This window comes from Methanomicrobium sp. (assembly GCF_055145805.1).
In genome coordinates this window covers 12151-30921 of sequence record NZ_JBSREC010000035.1, presented here as the reverse complement: position 1 = coordinate 30921, position 18771 = coordinate 12151, and the positions used below count along the sequence as shown (strand labels likewise).

The 18771-nt window shown below is 42.0% G+C and carries 17 protein-coding genes; 5 read left to right on the top strand and 12 right to left on the bottom strand.

Annotated elements, in window-relative coordinates; translation table 11 throughout:
• Window positions 1-143: 143 nt before the first annotated feature.
• From ACTB1O_RS02610 to ACTB1O_RS02590, 5 genes are all read right to left on the bottom strand, one after another.
• Window positions 144-1007 (bottom strand): GNAT family N-acetyltransferase, encoded by an 864-nt coding sequence (locus tag ACTB1O_RS02610; protein WP_462993579.1) that lies wholly within the window; start codon window positions 1005-1007, stop codon window positions 144-146.
• 107 nt (window positions 1008-1114) lie between these two features.
• Entirely contained in the window at window positions 1115-1780 is a 666-nt protein-coding gene (locus ACTB1O_RS02605) for a metal-dependent hydrolase (protein WP_462993578.1), read from the bottom strand.
• A gap of 206 nt (window positions 1781-1986) precedes the next feature.
• Window positions 1987-2715, bottom strand: a complete 729-nt coding sequence (locus ACTB1O_RS02600) for a hypothetical protein (RefSeq protein ID WP_462993577.1) — start codon at window positions 2713-2715, stop codon at window positions 1987-1989.
• A 105-nt stretch (window positions 2716-2820) separates the two neighbouring features.
• Window positions 2821-3750 (bottom strand): metallophosphoesterase, encoded by a 930-nt coding sequence (locus ACTB1O_RS02595; protein WP_462993576.1) that lies wholly within the window; start codon window positions 3748-3750, stop codon window positions 2821-2823.
• A gap of 117 nt (window positions 3751-3867) precedes the next feature.
• Window positions 3868-4503, bottom strand: a complete 636-nt coding sequence (locus tag ACTB1O_RS02590; RefSeq protein ID WP_462993575.1) for a helix-turn-helix transcriptional regulator — start codon at window positions 4501-4503, stop codon at window positions 3868-3870.
• Between the two features lie 324 nt (window positions 4504-4827).
• On the opposite strand from ACTB1O_RS02590, the gene glyS reads away from it, so the two are divergent.
• Entirely contained in the window at window positions 4828-6546 is a 1719-nt protein-coding gene (gene glyS / locus ACTB1O_RS02585; RefSeq protein ID WP_462993574.1) for a glycine--tRNA ligase, read from the top strand.
• A gap of 73 nt (window positions 6547-6619) precedes the next feature.
• The gene (locus ACTB1O_RS02580) at window positions 6620-8881 is read left to right on the top strand and encodes a DEAD/DEAH box helicase (RefSeq protein ID WP_462993573.1); all 2262 of its coding nucleotides are present in this window, start codon (window positions 6620-6622) and stop codon (window positions 8879-8881) included.
• Window positions 8882-8914: 33 nt separating this feature from the next.
• Here the strand turns inward: ACTB1O_RS02580 and ACTB1O_RS02575 are convergent, their stop codons facing one another.
• Complete coding sequence (locus ACTB1O_RS02575) at window positions 8915-9289, bottom strand: Sjogren's syndrome/scleroderma autoantigen 1 family protein (protein WP_462993572.1); 375 nt, start codon at window positions 9287-9289, stop codon at window positions 8915-8917.
• A 71-nt stretch (window positions 9290-9360) separates the two neighbouring features.
• Between ACTB1O_RS02575 and ACTB1O_RS02570 the strand changes: the two genes are divergently transcribed.
• Complete coding sequence (locus ACTB1O_RS02570; RefSeq protein ID WP_462993571.1) at window positions 9361-9624, top strand: UPF0147 family protein; 264 nt, start codon at window positions 9361-9363, stop codon at window positions 9622-9624.
• Window positions 9625-9745: 121 nt separating this feature from the next.
• Here the strand turns inward: ACTB1O_RS02570 and ACTB1O_RS02565 are convergent, their stop codons facing one another.
• The 6 genes from ACTB1O_RS02565 to ACTB1O_RS02540 all read right to left on the bottom strand — a co-directional run bounded on the left by ACTB1O_RS02565 (window position 9746) and on the right by ACTB1O_RS02540 (window position 17027).
• Window positions 9746-10180 carry a secondary thiamine-phosphate synthase enzyme YjbQ gene (locus ACTB1O_RS02565; RefSeq protein WP_462993570.1) on the bottom strand — a complete coding sequence of 145 codons (435 nt, stop codon included), beginning with the start codon at window positions 10178-10180 and terminating at the stop codon, window positions 9746-9748.
• 12 nt (window positions 10181-10192) lie between these two features.
• The gene (locus ACTB1O_RS02560; RefSeq protein ID WP_462993569.1) at window positions 10193-10831 is read right to left on the bottom strand and encodes a hypothetical protein; all 639 of its coding nucleotides are present in this window, start codon (window positions 10829-10831) and stop codon (window positions 10193-10195) included.
• Between the two features lie 74 nt (window positions 10832-10905).
• Window positions 10906-13404, bottom strand: a complete 2499-nt coding sequence (gyrA, locus tag ACTB1O_RS02555; RefSeq protein WP_462993568.1) for a DNA gyrase subunit A — start codon at window positions 13402-13404, stop codon at window positions 10906-10908.
• Window positions 13394-15313 carry a DNA topoisomerase (ATP-hydrolyzing) subunit B gene (gene gyrB, locus ACTB1O_RS02550; protein WP_462993567.1) on the bottom strand — a complete coding sequence of 640 codons (1920 nt, stop codon included), beginning with the start codon at window positions 15311-15313 and terminating at the stop codon, window positions 13394-13396. The genes gyrA and gyrB overlap by 11 nt, the downstream gene beginning before the upstream one ends.
• Before the next feature lie 219 nt (window positions 15314-15532).
• Window positions 15533-15841: a hypothetical protein gene (locus ACTB1O_RS02545; protein ID WP_462993566.1), complete on the bottom strand. Its 309-nt coding sequence runs from the start codon at window positions 15839-15841 to the stop codon at window positions 15533-15535.
• A 40-nt stretch (window positions 15842-15881) separates the two neighbouring features.
• The gene (locus tag ACTB1O_RS02540; protein WP_462993565.1) at window positions 15882-17027 is read right to left on the bottom strand and encodes a geranylgeranyl reductase family protein; all 1146 of its coding nucleotides are present in this window, start codon (window positions 17025-17027) and stop codon (window positions 15882-15884) included.
• A gap of 101 nt (window positions 17028-17128) precedes the next feature.
• Between ACTB1O_RS02540 and pth2 the strand changes: the two genes are divergently transcribed.
• A complete protein-coding gene (gene pth2 / locus ACTB1O_RS02535) occupies window positions 17129-17491 on the top strand; it encodes a peptidyl-tRNA hydrolase Pth2 (RefSeq protein ID WP_462993564.1) in 363 nt (120 codons plus the stop codon).
• Window positions 17488-18762, top strand: a complete 1275-nt coding sequence (gene truD, locus ACTB1O_RS02530; RefSeq protein ID WP_462993563.1) for a tRNA pseudouridine(13) synthase TruD — start codon at window positions 17488-17490, stop codon at window positions 18760-18762. Before pth2 ends, truD begins: the two co-directional genes overlap by 4 nt.
• The last annotated feature ends 9 nt before the right edge of the window (window positions 18763-18771 follow it).

The window sequence follows — 18771 nt, the reverse complement described above, 5'->3', positions numbered from 1 at the left end:
ATTAAATTAAAAGCATTATCGCAGATTTAAGTTTTCATGCCGGCTGTTTTTAAAACGAACAGGGTAAAGAAATGAATTCAAAAGCTTTTTTGCAAGATTAAAATATGCAGTTTAACTTTTTTTTAACCCCAAAAAAACAAAATTCACCCCATCTCAAACGAAGTAACCCCGAATATATTTTCAACAGGCAATTTTGGGATCTCTTTTGTGTACATCCTTGCGGTTCCGAATACCTCCGTCATATTGTATTTTTTTGCAAGTGCAACCGCCTCCAAATTAGGTTCGGGAGTGTCAAGATAAACTGGCCCGCAATTTACGTAACCACAAAGCCCCAGTAAAATTTTTTCTGCAATATCACAATTGTCAGCAAAAAGAGGCCCTATCTTATGGCCGACAACACATCTTCTTATCATACCATAACCGCAAATTTCATCCCCTTCAAGGCTTACAAGACAGGTTGAGTCTTTCTGGTTTATCCACTTTTCAAGAAATGTCCGTCTTTCTGCCGGGAAGTGCCGGGTATCATACTCAAGGAGTTTTTCAAACGGAATTTTATCTGCCTTTATGAGACTATGATGAAGTTCCCCTTTTACATTACCTTCCCATCTGATATTTCTATAAGCAAAAATAAACCCGTATTTTCGGGAGTAAGTATCCTGCATCTCAAAAACACCGTCTGCCCCGCAGTTTCTTCCCTTCGTGTGTGAAAGTGCAGCTTTAAGAAGTGCATCACCGACACCAAGATTTCTAAGCAGGGGTTTTACCACCAGAAAGCCGCCGAAGGAAAAATTATCGTCATAATTTGAAAACTGAACAACCCCTGCCATATCTCCCTTATATTCGGCTACAAACCAGCCCTCAGGGTCAACGGCATAATGACACTCCCCATCATATATTCCCGGATTCCATCCCTCAGCCGCCGCCCGGTCAACTGCAGTATCAATCTCATCAGGATACATATTTCTGATAACGATTTCTTCTGCTGCATTAAGAGGAATTTTAGTCATTAGTCTAATATGATCAGGATTAGTAGAAAGTAATTTCCGTATTTTTAAGAGGATAATCTAAAAAAAATCCGCAGGCATTTAAAAAAATATAAAACAGTATTTAATTATCAGAGATAATCCGCTGTATCAATCTCATCGCCGGGCTTTAAGACCGCGACCTTCATATCAGTGACCTTCTCTACAGCTGACTTAAAAGCCTCCGCATCCTGCTCTATTGCAGGGAAAGTGTTGTAGTGCATTGGAATTACAAGAGGAGCCCCCACAAACTCCGCTGCAGCCATCGCATCATCAGGTCCCATCGTAAATCTGCTTCCAATAGGAAGAATTGCGACATCAGGATGATACATATCATGAATGAGTTTCATATCAGAAAACAGACCGGTATCACCGGCATGATAGATTGTAACCCCGTCAATATTTATTATAAAACCGGACGCAGGCCCGCCGTATAATCTCATATCCCCATCAGTAATCTCCGATGAATGCGATGCATATACCATTGTAAACTTAACAGAATCAACAGATACCAAACCACCGATATTCATAGCCTCCGTCTCAAGACCTTTTTGTGAAAGATACTTTGCAAGCTCGTTCGGACATACTGTAAGCTTATTTAGAGCAATTGTATCCCCGAGATGATCATCATGTGCATGAGTCACTGCAACGATATCAGGCTGACATCCGAAATCGCCGTAAGGCATAAACGGATCGATTAATATTTTTTTTGAACCGTCCAGAAAAAAACAGGAATGTCCGAGAAATTTCAGTTTCATACTGACTTAGAATCAGAAAGCCAGACTAATAAAATTTGCCATAAATTTTTATCAAACATATTTTTCAAAATTATTCAAATATCTGACACAAAATAAAATTGAAAACAAATAATCATATGAGGCTATCTAATTAAAATCTTTAATATCAAAGCCCATATTTGCCTTTAATATATTTTATTAAATTCTCTATAATTCAAAAAAAAGGATTAATAGAGGATGTTTACTTTTTGAATCTTTGCAGGTGCTGTGCGTTTAATTGCATATGATGAACCAACAGGTGGCTTTATTTCAAGAGTGAAAGCTTCATTTGCTGCAATTGCATCAGATGAAAGTTTTGTATAAATTGTGAATTGTTCATTATTCTCAAGAAGTGATCCTTTATCTCCGTTTGAAATATCTATAATACCCCAGGTGTAATCACTCATTGTAAGCATCTGAGGATATGTATTTACTACATTAGATGATTGACTTGTAATTATGGCTGATTTGCCAAGATTTTTCACATTTCCGGCATTATTAAATTTTAAGTTTATATTTGAAAAATCGACAGGTGCTCGACCTTCATTAAGACCAATTACAAATCTAATACCATCAATTGATGCACCAAATGTACCAGTACTATTTCCATAAACATCACCAAGAACTGTAAGACTTGATGCCACATCAACATTTGAATAGACTACTTCAGATGATGTTTTAGTTGCAACAACGGAGGATGGTGTAACAGTTGAATAAATTACTTCCTGAGATTTTTCGGTTGCGACAACAGGAGACGGAGTAACAGTTGAATAGATTACTTCCGGTGGTTTTTCAGTTGCAACTGAATCACTATTTCCTGGCTGAGCTGAATTTTCACTAGAACCACTGTCACTATCAGGAATAGAACCTGTAGCTGAAAAATCAAAAGAACCGGTACATCCCGCAGATAAAATCATTATAGTGATTGAAATAAATAAACAAATAAAAAGTGATTTTTTCATTATTTTAAATTAAATATCCTTTATATTAATTCTACCTCTTTTATTATATCTTAAAAAAAATCAGAGGTCTAAAACCTCACTGCCCGGGACAGATGCCCGGGGATTTATCACAACTATTTCCGGCTCAGACTGATATCTCATCTCAATTCCAAAAAGGGGCGAAGAGCCGATTCCCCTTGTGATATACAGAGGAGTTTCAGACTCGAAATATCCGCTTAATTCAACAATCCCGTTCTCATTTAATATCTGAACAAACGGCGGTGTAAACTGCCCTCCATGTGTATGCCCTGCGAGAATAAGATCACAGTCCCAGTCCGCCCTGCACTCGGGTTCGTGTATCAGATATATTGTAAACATATCAGATTCCGGCACATCAGGCGGACTTGCCATACCTGCCCATCCGTCATCCATACAGACCAGTCTGAAAGGCACTCCGCCGGATTCCAAATCCACATACTCATTTCGAAGAACATTAACGCCGTTCTCTTCAAGAGTTACCTCAAGGGAATCGGCAAATTTCTTATTTGTGGTTTCATCATTAAGAGGACTCATATCATAGCCCTCAACTGTCCTGTCAGTCTTTGTAGCCACATCAATCATCTTATACTGTCCGTTTATCCCGTGAATTCCTGACTGATAATCATGGTTTCCCAAAACGGCATAAACAGGAGCATCAATCTCACTCCAGATACTCTGAAGTGTGAAATTCTCCTCATCACCATTCACAAAATCGCCCCCGATAAGGACTACAGAAGGGTTAAGACTGTTTATTATCGAAATTGCATTTTTAAGATGACCAATATTTTTTTCCTGAACATGCGGATCTGCAATAAAAATAACGGATTGCGGGGCTCCATCAATGTAAAGCGATGTTACTACAGGGGTTTTTGCCTCAACAACCATGTATCCGGATAATGAAACAATGCATACCAGCGATAAAACCATCATGCTATATGCATTGAACTTTTTCCGGGGAATATCTGATGACACTGCCTCTCTCCTGAGGATAAACTATATCGATGAACATATATATCAGATATGTTTCCGGCAAAAATGAGAGACCCTAAATCTCCGCTCAAAAAAGATATTTTCGTATTTTAATCCCAATTAAGAGATATCTGCAAGTTCGGCTTCGGTTGCATCAATAGTTTCTGAAAGACCGTCATTTGCAAGCGTCCCTGTCATTGATTCTGTCAGATCACGATCTTCCATAACATCTTTTATGCGTTCAAGGAATGGATCAAGCGTAATATCTTTTTCCTGTTCAATAACATGACGATATTCACGAAGTGTTGACGGGCTGATTCCCAGTTTTTCACTTATCTCTTTCATTGTTTTGCCTGATTCAAGAAGTTCTTCCATAACATTACGCTCAAAAGGCATCTTAAAATCAAGATCACGGAACAGCTTAAGCCTTACACGGGCTCTTGCAACTGTCTTTGAAAGTTTCTCATCACCAAGTTCACGGGCAATTTCAGTATCGTTCCGATTCTCGTAGTAGCCGCATACAAGACATGCCAGATCACGTGGTTTTAATTTTGTCTTGAAATGACCCTGATCAAGGATTTCACGCATAATTAAAGCTACTTCACGCTCGATTGCATCTTTATCGCGCAAAGTGCCGTGAATCTTTTTCATTGGCTCTACTATCTCTGTTTTACCGGAAATTGTACTAAAAAGGCTCAATAACTCCTTTTTCCGGTCAGAGGTGTTTACTCTCTTTTTCTTTCTTGCTACTGCCATATTGATCAATCCAGATTTCCCTTTATAATGTTCTCAGCACTATATAAGCATATTGCCTTTACAGATTTCTTTGCACTCAAATGTGTGATTATAAGTTTTATAATCTCCGGTTGAATTATAAACAGTATAAAGTAAAGAAAACAAACTTCTAAGAACATCTGATCTTTTCCCTGCAGTCCCTGATGTTTCTTTCCGGGAGAAAAAACAGTTAAAAGTCAGAATTTTGTTTACTGCCGCATCAAAAAAGAAACGGAATAAACTATAATCTAAAAAAACCGAGCATTAGAGAGAAAGTTAAATGCAATCTGTCTGAGTGATATAAAAATGGCCGATATATACGATAAAGTAATAGAATTAGCAAGAAGACGCGGCTTTGTGTGGCCCACATCAGAGTGTTACGGATCAGTCGCCGGTTTCATCGACTACGGTCCGCTTGGCGCCATGCTGAAGAGAAAGGTTGAGAATGTATGGCGGGATTTCTATGTGGCACGTGAGGGTTACTTTGAGATAGAATGCCCGACTGTCGGTGAAGAGTCAATATACATAGCATCAGGGCATGTCAGAGGTTTTGCTGACAAGATGATACAGTGCCCCCACTGCAAAGAATTTCACAGGGCAGATCACGTCTGCGAGGCACACGGCATCGAAAATGCCGAGACAAAACCCCTCGGGGAGCTGACAGAGATTCTTAAAAATCTTCCATGCCCTGCATGTGAGGAGACTTTTGAGGGTTCGGAAGTATATTACTTCAACCTGATGTTTCAGACGACAATCGGTCCGGGGAGTCAGAGGACAGGATATTTAAGACCCGAGACCGCACAGGGAATCTTTACAGACTTTGGAAGACTCCTGCGTTTCTACAGAGACAAACTGCCGTTTGGCGCAGTTCAGATCGGAAAATCATACAGAAACGAGATCTCACCGAGGCAGGGTATGATTCGCCTTCGTGAATTTACCCAGGCAGAAGCTGAGATATTTGTTCATCCAAACCAGAAGGATCACCCTAATTTTGAACGCTATGCAGAACGGATGGTGCCTCTCAGGGGAATTTCACAGCAGGAGAATGATGAGGAGCCTCTTCTTATCACAATGAAAGAAGCGGTATCCTCCGGAATTGTTGCAAACGAGTATGTGGCATATTACCTTGCACTTACACACGACTTTTTAATTACATGCGGTGCCGACCCGGAAAAGATAAGATTCAGACAGCATCTCCCTGATGAGCGTGCACACTACGCAACCGACTGCTGGGATGCAGAAGTCCTCTCAGGAAGGTTTGGATGGGTTGAAACCGTAGGCATTGCAGACAGAACTGACTATGACTTAAGAGCACACTCAAAAGAGAGCGGCGATTCATTCACTGTTTTTATCCCCTACGACGAACCGAAAAAAGTATGGGAGAAGAGAATTGTGCCTGACATGGGTGCACTCGGTCCTAAATTCAGGGGAAAGGCAAAGGCTGTTGCAGATGCCCTCCTGGAATCAACACCCGGCGATAACGGAGCCGAAATTGAGCTGGACGGAAAACAGATCCTTATTCCGCCCGAACTATATGAAGTCCGCGAACAGGAAAAAGAAATCCGGGGAGAAGAGGTAATGCCTCATGTAATCGAGCCTTCTTACGGAATAGACAGGATAATCTACTCCGTTCTTGAGCATTCATATGACGAGGAAGAGGTCGAAGGCGAGATGAGACGTGTTCTTCATATCCCGCCCGGTGTTGCACCCGTACAGGCAGCTGTTCTTCCTCTTATGTCACGTGACGGCCTTGACAAAATCGCCAGAGATATTATGGATGCAATCCAGGATGAGGGCTTAATCGCCCAGTATGATGAATCAGGAGCTATCGGGAGGCGCTACAGAAGACAGGACGAGATTGGAACGCCGTTTGCCGTAACAATTGACTATGATACAAAAGAAGACAAAACAGTAACCCTTCGTGACCGCGACTCAATGAAGCAGATCAGATGCGAAGCAGAAAAAATCCCCGAAATACTCAGAAATCTTATCCACGGCAGAATCTCATTTGAAGATTTACAATAAAAAAAGTGCTGAAACCGTCAGGTTTCGCATGTTTTTATGAAAAATCACTCAGTGATTTCGAACAGGAATACAGATGAATTACATAACACATCCGCTCATCAAACCGCAAAGTCTTGAAGAGAGGCAGTACCAGCTTTCAATAGCTCTTCATGCAGTCGAGGCAAACACACTTGTTGTTCTGCCCACAGGCCTTGGAAAGACTGCTGTGGCTCTTTTGTGCTCGGCCATGAGACTCAAATCATGTGGCGGGAGGGTGCTTATGCTTGCGCCTACAAAGCCCCTTGCAGACCAGCATCTCAAACTTTTCAAAGACAAACTTATTGAACCAAAATCAGGTGATTTATCCGGATTTGAATTATTTACAGGAGAGACATATGCTTCAAAAAGACGTGAGATGTGGAATAAATCAAGGGTTATAATTGCAACACCGCAGGTTATAAAAAACGACATTATTGCTAAAAGATACAGTTTAAAAGACGTATCTCTCTTAATAGTCGATGAATGCCACAGGGCTGTCGGCAATTATGCTTATGCATTCATCGCCGAAGAATACATGAAAACGGCAGACAACCCGTTAATTCTCGGAATGACTGCATCTCCGGGGAGCAAAGAAGAAAAATTAATGGAAGTCTGCCAGAATCTTTCGGTTCAGATTGTTGAGACCAGAACCGAGACAGACCCTGATGTAAAACCCTACATCCATGAGAGGGAAGTAAAATATTTCAAAGTCGAACTTCCTCCCGAGCTTGAGTTTGCGGTGATAAATCTCAAAAGGTTAACGGAGGACAGACTTTCTCTTCTGGGCGAATCAGGCTACATTGTTCCTTCTGCAGACAAACTGACAATAACAGCATTAAACGGAATTAATGCACAAATTCAGCGCAATATCCAGAACAGAAATACCGATGCCTACATGGCGGCATCCATACATGCCGAACTTATGAAAATCCGGCACGCAATCACTCTTGCCGAATCGCAGGGAAGCGAGATCCTGAAAGTATATCTCAATAAACTTACAGCTGAAGGCAGTACACCTTCCGGCAGCAAGGCAAGTCAGAGGCTTGCACGCGATCCTCTCTTTGTAAACCTGATAGAAGAATCAGACAAATGGGAAGGAGAACTTCTCCCTAAATTTGAAACTGCCTGTGAAATCGTTAAAAAACAGCTTGAAGAGTTCCCTGAGAGCAGGATAATTATATTTGCAAATTACCGTGACACTGTAAGTCTGCTGTCTGATTACATTGAGAAAAAAGGAATTGAAAACCGCAGATTTATAGGTCAGGCATCAAAAGACTCATCAAAGGGACTTTCCCAGAAAAAACAGATAGAAACCCTCTGTGATTTCCGTGAAGGCAAATTTAAGCTTCTTATTGCAACGTCAGTTGGTGAAGAGGGTCTTGATGTCCCCTCAACAGACCTTGTGATATTTTATGAGTCGGTTCCGTCCGAGATCAGAAGCATACAGCGAAAAGGACGGACAGGAAGGCACGGTGACGGAAGCATCATTGTTCTGGTCACAAAAGGAACCTCGGATGAGACATTCACACATGTAAGCCGCGCCCGTGAAAAATCGATGAAAAAAGGGATTTTAAATCTCTCCTCCATAACAAAGAGTCAGCAGAACACCACCTTTGCAGATATCACTCAGGGAACATCACAGAAACAAGGCCAGACAAATATTGGAGCATTTGAATCAAAAGGGCCGCAGATTATCGCAGATGACCGCGAAGGACCGTCAAAGGTGGTTGAATTCCTCCATAAGTCAGGTGCAGACATATCACTTAAAAGACTTGAATACGGGGACTATGCCATAGGTGAGAGAATACTTGTCGAAAGAAAGACAACACGGGATTTTATGGATACACTTGTGGAGCGTGATCTCCTCGGTCAGATTAAAAAAATGGCTGATGCCGTTTTAAAGCCGGTTTTAATAATTGAAGGGGATGACCTGTACTCACAGAGGAATATAAACCCGAATGCAGTAAGAGGAGCATTATCAGCAATATCAATAGGACTCGGAGTCAGTATATTCCACACCGCAAATCCACAGGAAACTGCAGATATGCTGTTTGTAATTGCAAACCGCGAAAACAGCGAAAGCGGCGGTTTAAAGTCCCCCCACTTCCACAAATCATACAAATCAAAACGCGAGACGATGGAATACATCCTCTCATCATTTCCGGGAACCGGTATGAAAAACGCAAGAATACTGCTTGAAAACTTTGGAACGCTTGAAAATATCATAAAAGCATCAGAAGAAGAATTAAAGGCAGTATCAGGAATAGGGGATAAGACTGCAAAACAGATCTATGAACTTTGCAGAAACGTCTATTAAATAAAAAATCCCGGATTTAAATTTAAAAAAATATTAAAGCTTTTTTAAGGCATCTATCCCAACACTTACAGACTCCATTAATACAAGACAGTCTTCGGGGCGGTTTTCATTTTTGATGCGCCCGCACAGGGAAATTATAGCTGATCCCAGTTCTTCATATATTGTATCTCCGGCAGGGTTTTCCAGAGAGCTTTTTGGGGTTTTTGATGACAACACCGGTATTTCCTCATCTTTAACAGCAGATTTTAGTGGCGCGGGAGTTTGTTTTGCACTATTCTCTCTGCATACGACACAGAAAGTCTCTCCTTTAACTGTAAAAAGGGGCGATCCGCATTCAGGACAGGCTTTCTCCAGCATTTTCCCGCCTTTTAGCAGGTAACCGGCCATTATATCCTCAGGATTTCTCATAATATATTCACCAAATCTAGTTCACCTTATATATGCCGGTACCTAAATTAATAATAGGATGGTGATGTTAAATGGCAGATCCTCAAAACACAATAAATTACAGTATTCAGATGCTTCAGGCAATCGTGGATGATACAACAATACCCAGAAATATCAGAAGAGTGGCAGATGAGACCAAAAAGGTTCTTACGGACAATTCACAGGGCCTTGGAATGCGTGCTGCAACAGCACTTTCTATAATCGATGAGGTCTCAAACGATCCAAACATGCCTGTTCATGCAAGAACACGCATCTGGGAATTAGTATCACAACTCGAAACATTACCTCTTGACTAAAACGTGCATGAAACAAATATTTCACCACGATCTGATGATGACAGACTGATATTTTCAGTCAGGAAACGAACAACTGCGATGTTTAAACCGGAAAGTCCGGAAGAATATTGTTAAATTTTACCTAATTTTTAACAAATCCCGTTATAGTGCAATGAATATTTCTCTTCCTTTCGCTTCTTGTATCCAGTTCAATAAGCACAGGCTGCTGCCACGTACCAAAAACAGGCAGGCAGTCTCTTACAGGCACTGTCAGTGAGGGGCCGATAAAAGCCGCCTTTACATGTGACCTGCCGTTTCCGTCGCCCCATGCCTTATCATGTTTATAGGATATATTCTCCGGCGCAAGTGAGGATAATGATCTTTTAAAGTCTTCTAAGACACCTGTCTCGTATTCTATCGTTGTAACTGCGGCAGTTGAACCAACTGAGAAAATATTTAGGGTACCTTTTTTTATACCGCTTTTTTTTACAACAACAGAAATCAAAGGAGATAAATTAATAATATCCCCTTCCCCGTGTGTCATTACTGTTATTGTCTCATCATATACAGACAGCATAATGAATTATGCTTAATGCTTGGTGTACAAAAATGTTTCCTCGCCTGTAATTGTCCCTCCGGCAGGAAGAGATGCCTTAATCTTAATCTGCCCGATTCCCCTGTCATACTGACCCAGATTCAGATCACTGTATGCAACCCTTATGCCTGCAAGAGGGCCGCCCTCACCCTGATCAGAGCTGGTAATTGACGTATATCCCTTATAAAGAACTTTTCTCGGATTTACACTCCGCATTAAGGTATCTGTCCGGGGAGTGAGAATATCTACCTCACAGTCGAGAGTGCTTCCATAAAATATCACTTTTCTTCCATATTCATCATAGAAACAGAAATGTATTACAACACCGTCATTTCCGATTACAGAGTCCCAGTCAACAGGTTCTACATAGAGATCCATACTCTTTATCGCAGAAGGCGTTGCATAAACCTCACCGGCATGAACATAGCTCACAGAAGACTGTGTCACAGACTCCTCTGAAGAAGACTGGGTGACAGGCACTGTTGTCTGATATACAACACTGTTATCCTCCGCAGAAACCGCCCCTGCAGAACCCGGGTTAAAAAGTCCGGGGTAATTTTTAAAGAATATATATCCCCCGCATGCAATAAGGGCAATTACCAGAATAATCACCGTTATTTTTCCTTTATCCATGGTTTCCATTTAGGATTGGGAAATATAATAATACTGCTGTTTAAAAATTATTTTAGCAAAAAAAAGTGGTTTGTTTATTCCTCATCAGGAACAGGAGGCTGACTGCCAGGATCCTGTTGATTCAAATCTTCCTCATCATCCCCTGCAACTCCTGCCTCAAGAATTGCAAAGCCGACAACACTGTCACCTGAATCAAGTTTCATTATGCGGACACCTCTTGTACCACGTTTCTGAACTGAGATCTCGGATACCTTTGTCCTGATTACAATACCTGAAGTGCTCATTAAAATCACCTCATCAGTGTCATTTACAGCCTTTGATGAGACAATTCCACCTGAAATATCAACCTGGATGTTTTTAACACCCATTGTTGCACGGCCGTGACCCCTGAATTCGTCAAACTCGGTTCTCTTGCCATATCCCTTCTCGGTAAGCGTCAGCAGGTGATCCTTTTCAACAACTGTAATATCCTGTAAGACATCCTGGAAGCGAAGTTTAATACCCTTGACACCGAGTGCGTTTCTGTGCCTTAAAGGAACAGTACTCAGGTTAAATCTGAGACTCTGACCAAATCTGGTCGTAATTACAAGCTCGCCTGATTCTTCCACTTCCTTTACATCAACAAGCTCGTCATCATCACGCAATGTAATTGCATTGATTCCGGTCAGTCTTGGCCTTGAAAACTCCTGCTGCGGTATCTTTACAATCATGCCGTGCCTTGTTGCAAACAGGAAATATTTGTCCTCAACAAAGGTGGAGACAGGAATTACAGCAGTAACCTTCTCGTCATTTAAGTTCAGAAGATTGACGATTGCTTTTCCCCTGCTCTGTCTTGTTGCCTCGGGAATATCATAAACCTTAAGCCAGTAAATACGTCCCGAGCATGTGAAGCATAACAGATAGTCATGCGTTGATGCGACAAAGACATTCTTCACAAAGTCCTCTTCCTTTGTCGACATTCCGACAATGCCGCGTCCTCCGCGGTGCTGACCCTTGTATGTGTCAAGAGGCATTGACTTGATGTAATTATCAGATGTAAGTGAGACCAAAACCTGCTTATTTTCTATAAGGTCCTCTTTATCAAAATCACTCACATCATGGCTTATCTTAGTCCTCCTCTCGTTTGCATACTTCTGACCAATCTCCTGGGTTTCCTTTTTAACTTCGGCAAAAATGTGAGCATCATCAGAGACTATGAGCTTTAATCTGTCAATCTCTTTTAAAATTCCGTCTCTCTCGTCAGTTATCTTCTTATGTTCAAGTGCTGCGAGACGGCGAAGCTGCATCTTTAATATTGCATCGGCCTGAATTGCATCAAGACCAAAGTTTTCAATTAACTTAAGTGCCGCTTCCTCGGTTGTGGAAGAGCCCCTGATTGTCGCAATAACCGCATCAATGTTGTCAAGCGCTAAAAGCAGACCTTTTAATATGTGAAGCCTGTCTTCAGCTTTCTTAAGATCAAAGGCAGTTCTTCTGCAGATTACTTCTCTTCTGTGCTTTAAAAATTCAGATATTATTTCTTTTAAATTGAGATATCTCGGCTGCCTGTTGACAATTGCAAGATTGATTACACCATATGTTGTCTCAAGCGGGGTATGCTTGTACAGCTGGTTTAAGACAACAAGAGGAACAATTCCTTTTTTAAGCTCAACAACAACACGGATTCCGTCTTTATCCGACTCATCACGGAGATCAGATATGCCGTCTATTTTTTTATCCTTGACAAGGTCTGCAATCTGTTCTATGAGCCTTGCCTTGTTGACCTGATAGGGAATCTCCGAGATTATTATCCTCTCTTTTTTACCGGACTCTTCTATCTCGGCAACTCCGCGAACCCTGACTTTGCCCCGGCCTTCGGTATAAGCGTTTACAATGCCACTCCTTCCAAGAATTATTCCACCTGTAGGGAAGTCAGGACCGGGCATATGCTCCATAAGTTCTGATATAGATATTTCAGGGCAGTCTATTGTGGCACATACTGCATTGCAGACTTCTCCCAGGTTATGCGGCGGCATCTTTGTTGCCATACCGACTGCAATACCTTCTGAACCGTTTACCAGAAGATTCGGAACCTTTGAAGGGAGAACAACAGGCTCATTTATGGATTCATCAAAATTGGGTTTGAAATCGACAGTATCCTTGTCAATATCTGCCAGAATTTCCTCAGATACCGGATCAAGCCTTGCCTCGGTATAACGCATCGCAGCCGCGGAGTCCCCGTCTATTGAACCGAAGTTTCCCTGACCGTCAACAAGAGTATGCCTGTACGAGAAAGGCTGTGCCATCTTGACAAGAGTATCGTAAATTGAAGCATCACCATGCGGGTGATACTTACCCATTACTTCTCCGACAATACGTGCACATTTTTTATACGGTTTATCGTGGGTGTTTCCCATCTCACCCATCGCATAAAGCGTGCGCCTGTGAACAGGCTTTAAGCCGTCCCTTACATCAGGAAGAGCACGACCGATTATAACAGACATCGCATAGTCAATATATGAGGATTTCATCTCCTCTTCTATGCTTACCGGAATGATCCTTCTTTCACCTGGTTTAAACTGCTCAGATGTCAAGGTTTGTCACCTCCTTTCCGTAGCGGTATATGAATTCACGGCGGGCTTCAACATTATCCCCCATAAGTTTTGAGAAAATCTCGTCCGCATAACTTGCTTCCATAACATCAACCTTCTTTAAGACCCGTGTTTCGGGATTCATGGTCGTATTCCAGAGCTGATCTGCATTCATTTCACCAAGACCCTTATATCTCTGAATCGAAGTTCCCTTCTCGCCAAACTCCTCCTGGAACTTTCTCATCTCGTCCTCACGATATGCATAAACTTCCCTTTTACCCTTTGCAATCCGGTATAAAGGAGGCTGTGCGATATAGATATATCCGTTATCAATGAGCTGCGGCATATATCTGTAGAAAAAGGTCAGAAGAAGAGTGCATATGTGTGCACCGTCAACATCCGCATCAGTCATCAGAATTATGTGGTGGTAACGTGCCTTTTCGACATTGAAATTTTCGCCGATTCCGCATCCTATTGCAGATATCAGAGTCTGAATTTCGGCATTTTTCAGAATTTTATGAGGAGTTGCCTTCTCAACATTGAGAATCTTTCCCTTAAGAGGCAGTATCGCCTGGGTAAGACGGGATCTGCCCTGCTTTGCAGAACCTCCCGCAGAGTCTCCTTCCACGATATATATCTCACTCTTTGCAGGGTCACGCTCTGAGCAGTCCGCAAGCTTTCCGGGAAGACCGCTGCCTTCAAGCGTGCTCTTTCTTCTTGCAAGTTCACGTGCCTTTCTTGCAGCCTCCCTTGCCTTTGCTGCTGTCAGTGCCTTTTCAACAATCGCCTGAATAACCCTCGGGTTCTCCTCAAAGTACTCTGATAGCGACTGATAAACAAGAGAGTCAACAATACCCTTCACATTGCTGTTTCCAAGACGCATCTTGGTCTGCCCCTCAAACTGAGGCTCTGCTATCTTTACGCTGATAATTGCATTGAGACCTTCACGGACATCCTCACCCTTAAGTGTGGCATCAATTCCCTTCAGAAGATTATTCTCCTTTGCAACCTTGTTTATTGTCCTTGTAAGAGCACTTCTGAATCCTTCAAGGTGAGTACCCCCTTCTCTTGTATTGACACTGTTTACAAACGTCAAAACATTCTCAGAGTATGAAGCAGAATACTGCAGGGATACATCAGCCTCAACCTTGCTTATCTCATCCTTTGTACAGAGATTTATCACATCAGGATGAACAGTCTCCTTTCCGGCGATAATATATTTTACAAATTCGGATATTCCGCCTTCATAGTGGAATGTATCATTGTAACCGTTTCTCTCATCGGATATCTCTATTTTAAGCCCTTTGTTTAAGAACGCAAGTTCACGCATCCTGTGGCTTAAAATGTCATAATCGAAGTTTACAGTCTCAAAAATAAGATGATCAGGTTTGAAAGTGATTATTGTACCATGAATGAAATCATCACTGCCTGCATTCTTTCTGGAAGAAAGCCCGCATACAACGTTTCCTCTTTCAAAAGACATCTCATGAATTCTGCCTTCACGGTATACTTCGGCCGTTAAATTCTCAGATAAGGCATTTACAACAGAAACACCGACACCATGCAGACCTCCTGAAACCTGATATGTGTTCTTGTCGAATTTACCTCCTGCGTGAAGGACGGTAAGGACTATTTCAAGGGCACTTTTTCCGCCCTGATCCTCCATCATGTCCACAGGAATACCTCTTCCGTTATCACGGACTGTACACGAACCGTCACTGTTTATTGTGACTTTAATATGATCGCAAAAGCCACCAAGGGCTTCATCGACCGCATTATCAACAACCTCATAGACAAGGTGATGAAGACCTCTTGCATCGGTGCTGCCGATATACATTGCAGGCCTTTCCCTTACAGGATCAAGTCCCTCAAGGATTGTGATATGTGATGCATCGTAACTGTTATCTGCCAATTTATATATCCCCCGGATTAATAGCTGATATCCCGAATATTCATCAAAATAGTCTCATTATATGAGAATTTTTTTTCGTTGAAGATCAGTACATAATCTAGACTAAAACGCACATATATAATATGGTGTGATAGCACTTAAAACATCCCCGTATTCCTATCAGACAGAGAAATAAAAGAAAAATTATAGGTTAAATCAGGTTTTTTTATTAAATTTAATTCAGTCGTATTTTCCAACTTCGGGAGAATCTATTCCAAGCTCTTTGTCTATCGCAACGACCAGCCTTTTAAGGGTCTTGTAAACACCCTCAAGGTCATCTGTGTCCATTAAGCCGTTCTGGTGCCACATGATCTTCTGACGCAGAAGAGAAAACAGTTCATCTACCTCCGTTCCCTTAAAAGAAGCAGGCAAAACCGCCTCAGTCATATGATCTGCAAGTCCGGTCCATGCCCTTTCCGGAGGAAGACTGACATGTTTTGATATCAGCATTATACATGTAATAAAACCTCTGCCGAACTGACTTGTCATAATAATTCTAATTAAACATCATTTTTTTTAATTATATCGGTTAAAAAATAAGGTTTTTAAGTTCTGCTGCAGCAATGCTCCCGAGAGTTTTAACAACCGAAGGTTTTAGCATCATTTTCCGTATAATCTTTTGCGGCCTGTCCATATCGCCGTATTTTATTATATCATCCAGAATGTCAGGAGAGTTCATGCACTTGCAAAGACTTTCAATCTGAGCATCGGATACTTTCTGCCTCATCCTGTAAAGTGCCATTCCGGCCTTAAGTTCGCGTCCGATATCAGATTTCCATCTTCTCTCATAATCCCGCATCTGAGATTCATCAAATCTGTCTGACTCACAGCACTTTAGTGCCACATCAGATGCATGAAGAGCAGTCCGGATTCCGGTATAGACACCCCCGCCTGATGTGGGTTTTGCAAACCCTCCTGCATCGCCGCAGAATAAAACCCTACCGGAATATGTCTTAGGCATAATCCCAAGAGGAATTGTGCCTGTTACAAGATGCACACAGGAATTTTCAAACTTTTTTGAAAACCGCAGAAATCTCTCATACACATCCTTCTCACCGCAAAGTCCCACCCTTGCAAATCCTTTATTTGCAGGAATCACCCATCCGAAAAAATCGGGCGATGCGTAAGGATGAAGCTCCACTAAGTTTTCCGGCATCTCATGAGGAATATCGGCCTGTATTCCTGAAAGAACAACAGGAGGTCTTTTCATACCAAGGATTCTGGAAAAAACTGATCGCGGCCCGTCTGCCGCAATCACTATTTTAGACTTAAAAGACTCTTTTCCATTCACGCCTGTCGTTATAACTTCGGAGTCGCGATAATTTGTTACAGATGTTTTAAGTTTTATATCTGCACCGCAGTCTGCGGCATTAACGGCCATCTCCCTGTCAAGTGCACTTCTGTCAACAACGTATGCCTTTATCTTTCCCGCATCAAATGCAAGCTCGCTCCCCAGGCCGGATATTATTTTTGCACCGGTTACTGTGTTTAAGACACTTCTTTCTGACACACGGCATTCCAAAAAGGCATTGTTGCTTAAAAGTCCGGCACACTGCACAGGTCTCCCAAATTCGGAATGCTCCTCTATAAGAAGTGTTTTTAAGCCGTTTTCTGCACAAAAACGGGCTGCCGAACTGCCAACAGGGCCTCCGCCGGCAACAATGACGTCATACATCTGCTTTTAGAGATTTGACAGGGACAGGTATAAAATATGCCAGTACTTTGTCAGTGTGTTATACCTATTTCTGCAATACTTCCCAAACAGGTATACATACAATGAGAGAAGAACCCGATTTCAAATATAAACAGTGCCTCATAATCAGAAACGACGTCAAAATGAGCTGCGGGAAAAAATGTGCACAGTTAGCCCATGCCGCCGTGATCTCATATGAGCACGCCGACAAGGTGATAAAGAAAAAATGGTACGCAGAGGGCATGAAAAAAGTTGCATTAAAAGCAGACTCGCTAAGACAGCTTTACGAAATAAAGACCTATGCAGAACAGGCAGGAATTTCAACTGCCCTTATAACCGATGCAGGTATGACCGAAATTGACCCGGGAACAGTGACTGCCCTCGGACTCGGCCCTGCAAAATCAGAAGACCTTGATAAATTAACAGGCGATCTTGCATTACTATGATGAAAAGTCCTTATGAAACAGAACAAAATCTCGGAATGGAATATTATCTTACAGACAGTCAGGGAACAGGAGGAATACTCAAAAAAACACCGGAAGATTTTGTTGTAAATGAAGATTTTGCAGACATAAAACTCACAGGAGGCCCGCACCTCATATGTGAACTCAAAAAGACAAACTGGGAGCTTCAGCGTGCGGCAAAAGAGATATCAAAAAGGCTTGGTATCAGCCACAGACGAATTTCATGGGGCGGGACCAAGGATAAGCGTGCGGTAACAACACAGCTCATCTCCATATACGGCGTTAAACCTGAGGATATTGAACGAATCTCATTAAAGGATATAGAACTAAAACCTCTCGGACCTGCAAGACAGCAGATGTCACTCGGGACTTTAAAGGGCAATAATTTTGAAATAAAAATCAGGGACTGCACAGGAGAGGATCTAAATTCCGCACTCGAAGAGTGTAAGGCAAAAGCAGCACAGGGTCTTCCCAACTACTACGCTATACAGCGCTTCGGAACGATAAGACCTGTATCCCACATTGTCGGAATTGCAATGCTAAAAGGGGACTACAAAGATGCCGTCATGAAATATACAGGATTCCCGTTTGCTGGCGAAAATGAGGAGACAAAAGCCGCAAGAGCATACTTTGATGAAACAGAAGATCCTAAAGAGGCACTAAACCTGATGCCTGTACATATGCACTATGAACGCTCGATGCTCCACCATTTAATTGAAAAGCCCGGCGATTACGAGGGTGCACTTGCTGTAATTCCACCAAAACTTCTCTCAATGTTTGTAAGCGCTTTTCAGTCATACCTTTTCAACCGAATATTAAGTCTGAGAATCGAGAAGACAGGAGGCGATATCTTTGAACCTGAAATAGGAGACAGACTCATATTCCCGGACGGCAGAGAAGACATCGTAGATGAGAAGAATGTAAAAACCGCAGCAATTCATGCAAAAAGAGGAAGATGTATCGCTGCAATTTACATGCCCGGTTCGGAGGATTTTGAGCATAAAGGATATATGGACAGATATGCATCCGAAATAATGGAAGAGATGGAGATCACAAAAGAGGGATATTCAAACATTTCAAACCTCGTCGGGGCAAGATTTACGGGTGCCTTAAGACCGATCGGATTAAAAACAGAGATTACAGGATCTATAGACGGAAACGATATAACACTAAAATTCCCGCTTCCACCCGGACATTATGCAACAACAGTCTGCCGTGAGATCATGAAAGCTGATCCAAAATATATGGCCTGAAAAAATTGG

Bases quoted from the DNA above. Each gene is read 5' to 3' on its own strand.
- ACTB1O_RS02545 (WP_462993566.1), bottom strand. From the start codon at position 15,841: ATGACAAGTCAGTTCGGCAGAGGTTTTATTACATGTATAATGCTGATA.
- ACTB1O_RS02580 (WP_462993573.1), top strand. From the start codon at position 6,620: ATGAATTACATAACACATCCGCTCATCAAACCGCAAAGTCTTGAAGAG.
- ACTB1O_RS02610 (WP_462993579.1), bottom strand. From the start codon at position 1,007: ATGACTAAAATTCCTCTTAATGCAGCAGAAGAAATCGTTATCAGAAAT.
- ACTB1O_RS02600 (WP_462993577.1), bottom strand. From the start codon at position 2,715: ATGATTTTATCTGCGGGATGTACCGGTTCTTTTGATTTTTCAGCTACA.
- glyS (WP_462993574.1), top strand. From the start codon at position 4,828: ATGGCCGATATATACGATAAAGTAATAGAATTAGCAAGAAGACGCGGC.
- ACTB1O_RS02605 (WP_462993578.1), bottom strand. From the start codon at position 1,780: ATGAAACTGAAATTTCTCGGACATTCCTGTTTTTTTCTGGACGGTTCA.
- ACTB1O_RS02570 (WP_462993571.1), top strand. From the start codon at position 9,361: ATGGCAGATCCTCAAAACACAATAAATTACAGTATTCAGATGCTTCAG.
- pth2 (WP_462993564.1), top strand. From the start codon at position 17,129: ATGAGAGAAGAACCCGATTTCAAATATAAACAGTGCCTCATAATCAGA.
- truD (WP_462993563.1), top strand. From the start codon at position 17,488: ATGATGAAAAGTCCTTATGAAACAGAACAAAATCTCGGAATGGAATAT.
- ACTB1O_RS02590 (WP_462993575.1), bottom strand. From the start codon at position 4,503: ATGGCAGTAGCAAGAAAGAAAAAGAGAGTAAACACCTCTGACCGGAAA.
- ACTB1O_RS02575 (WP_462993572.1), bottom strand. From the start codon at position 9,289: ATGAGAAATCCTGAGGATATAATGGCCGGTTACCTGCTAAAAGGCGGG.
- ACTB1O_RS02565 (WP_462993570.1), bottom strand. From the start codon at position 10,180: ATGCTGTCTGTATATGATGAGACAATAACAGTAATGACACACGGGGAA.
- ACTB1O_RS02560 (WP_462993569.1), bottom strand. From the start codon at position 10,831: ATGGATAAAGGAAAAATAACGGTGATTATTCTGGTAATTGCCCTTATT.
- ACTB1O_RS02540 (WP_462993565.1), bottom strand. From the start codon at position 17,027: ATGTATGACGTCATTGTTGCCGGCGGAGGCCCTGTTGGCAGTTCGGCA.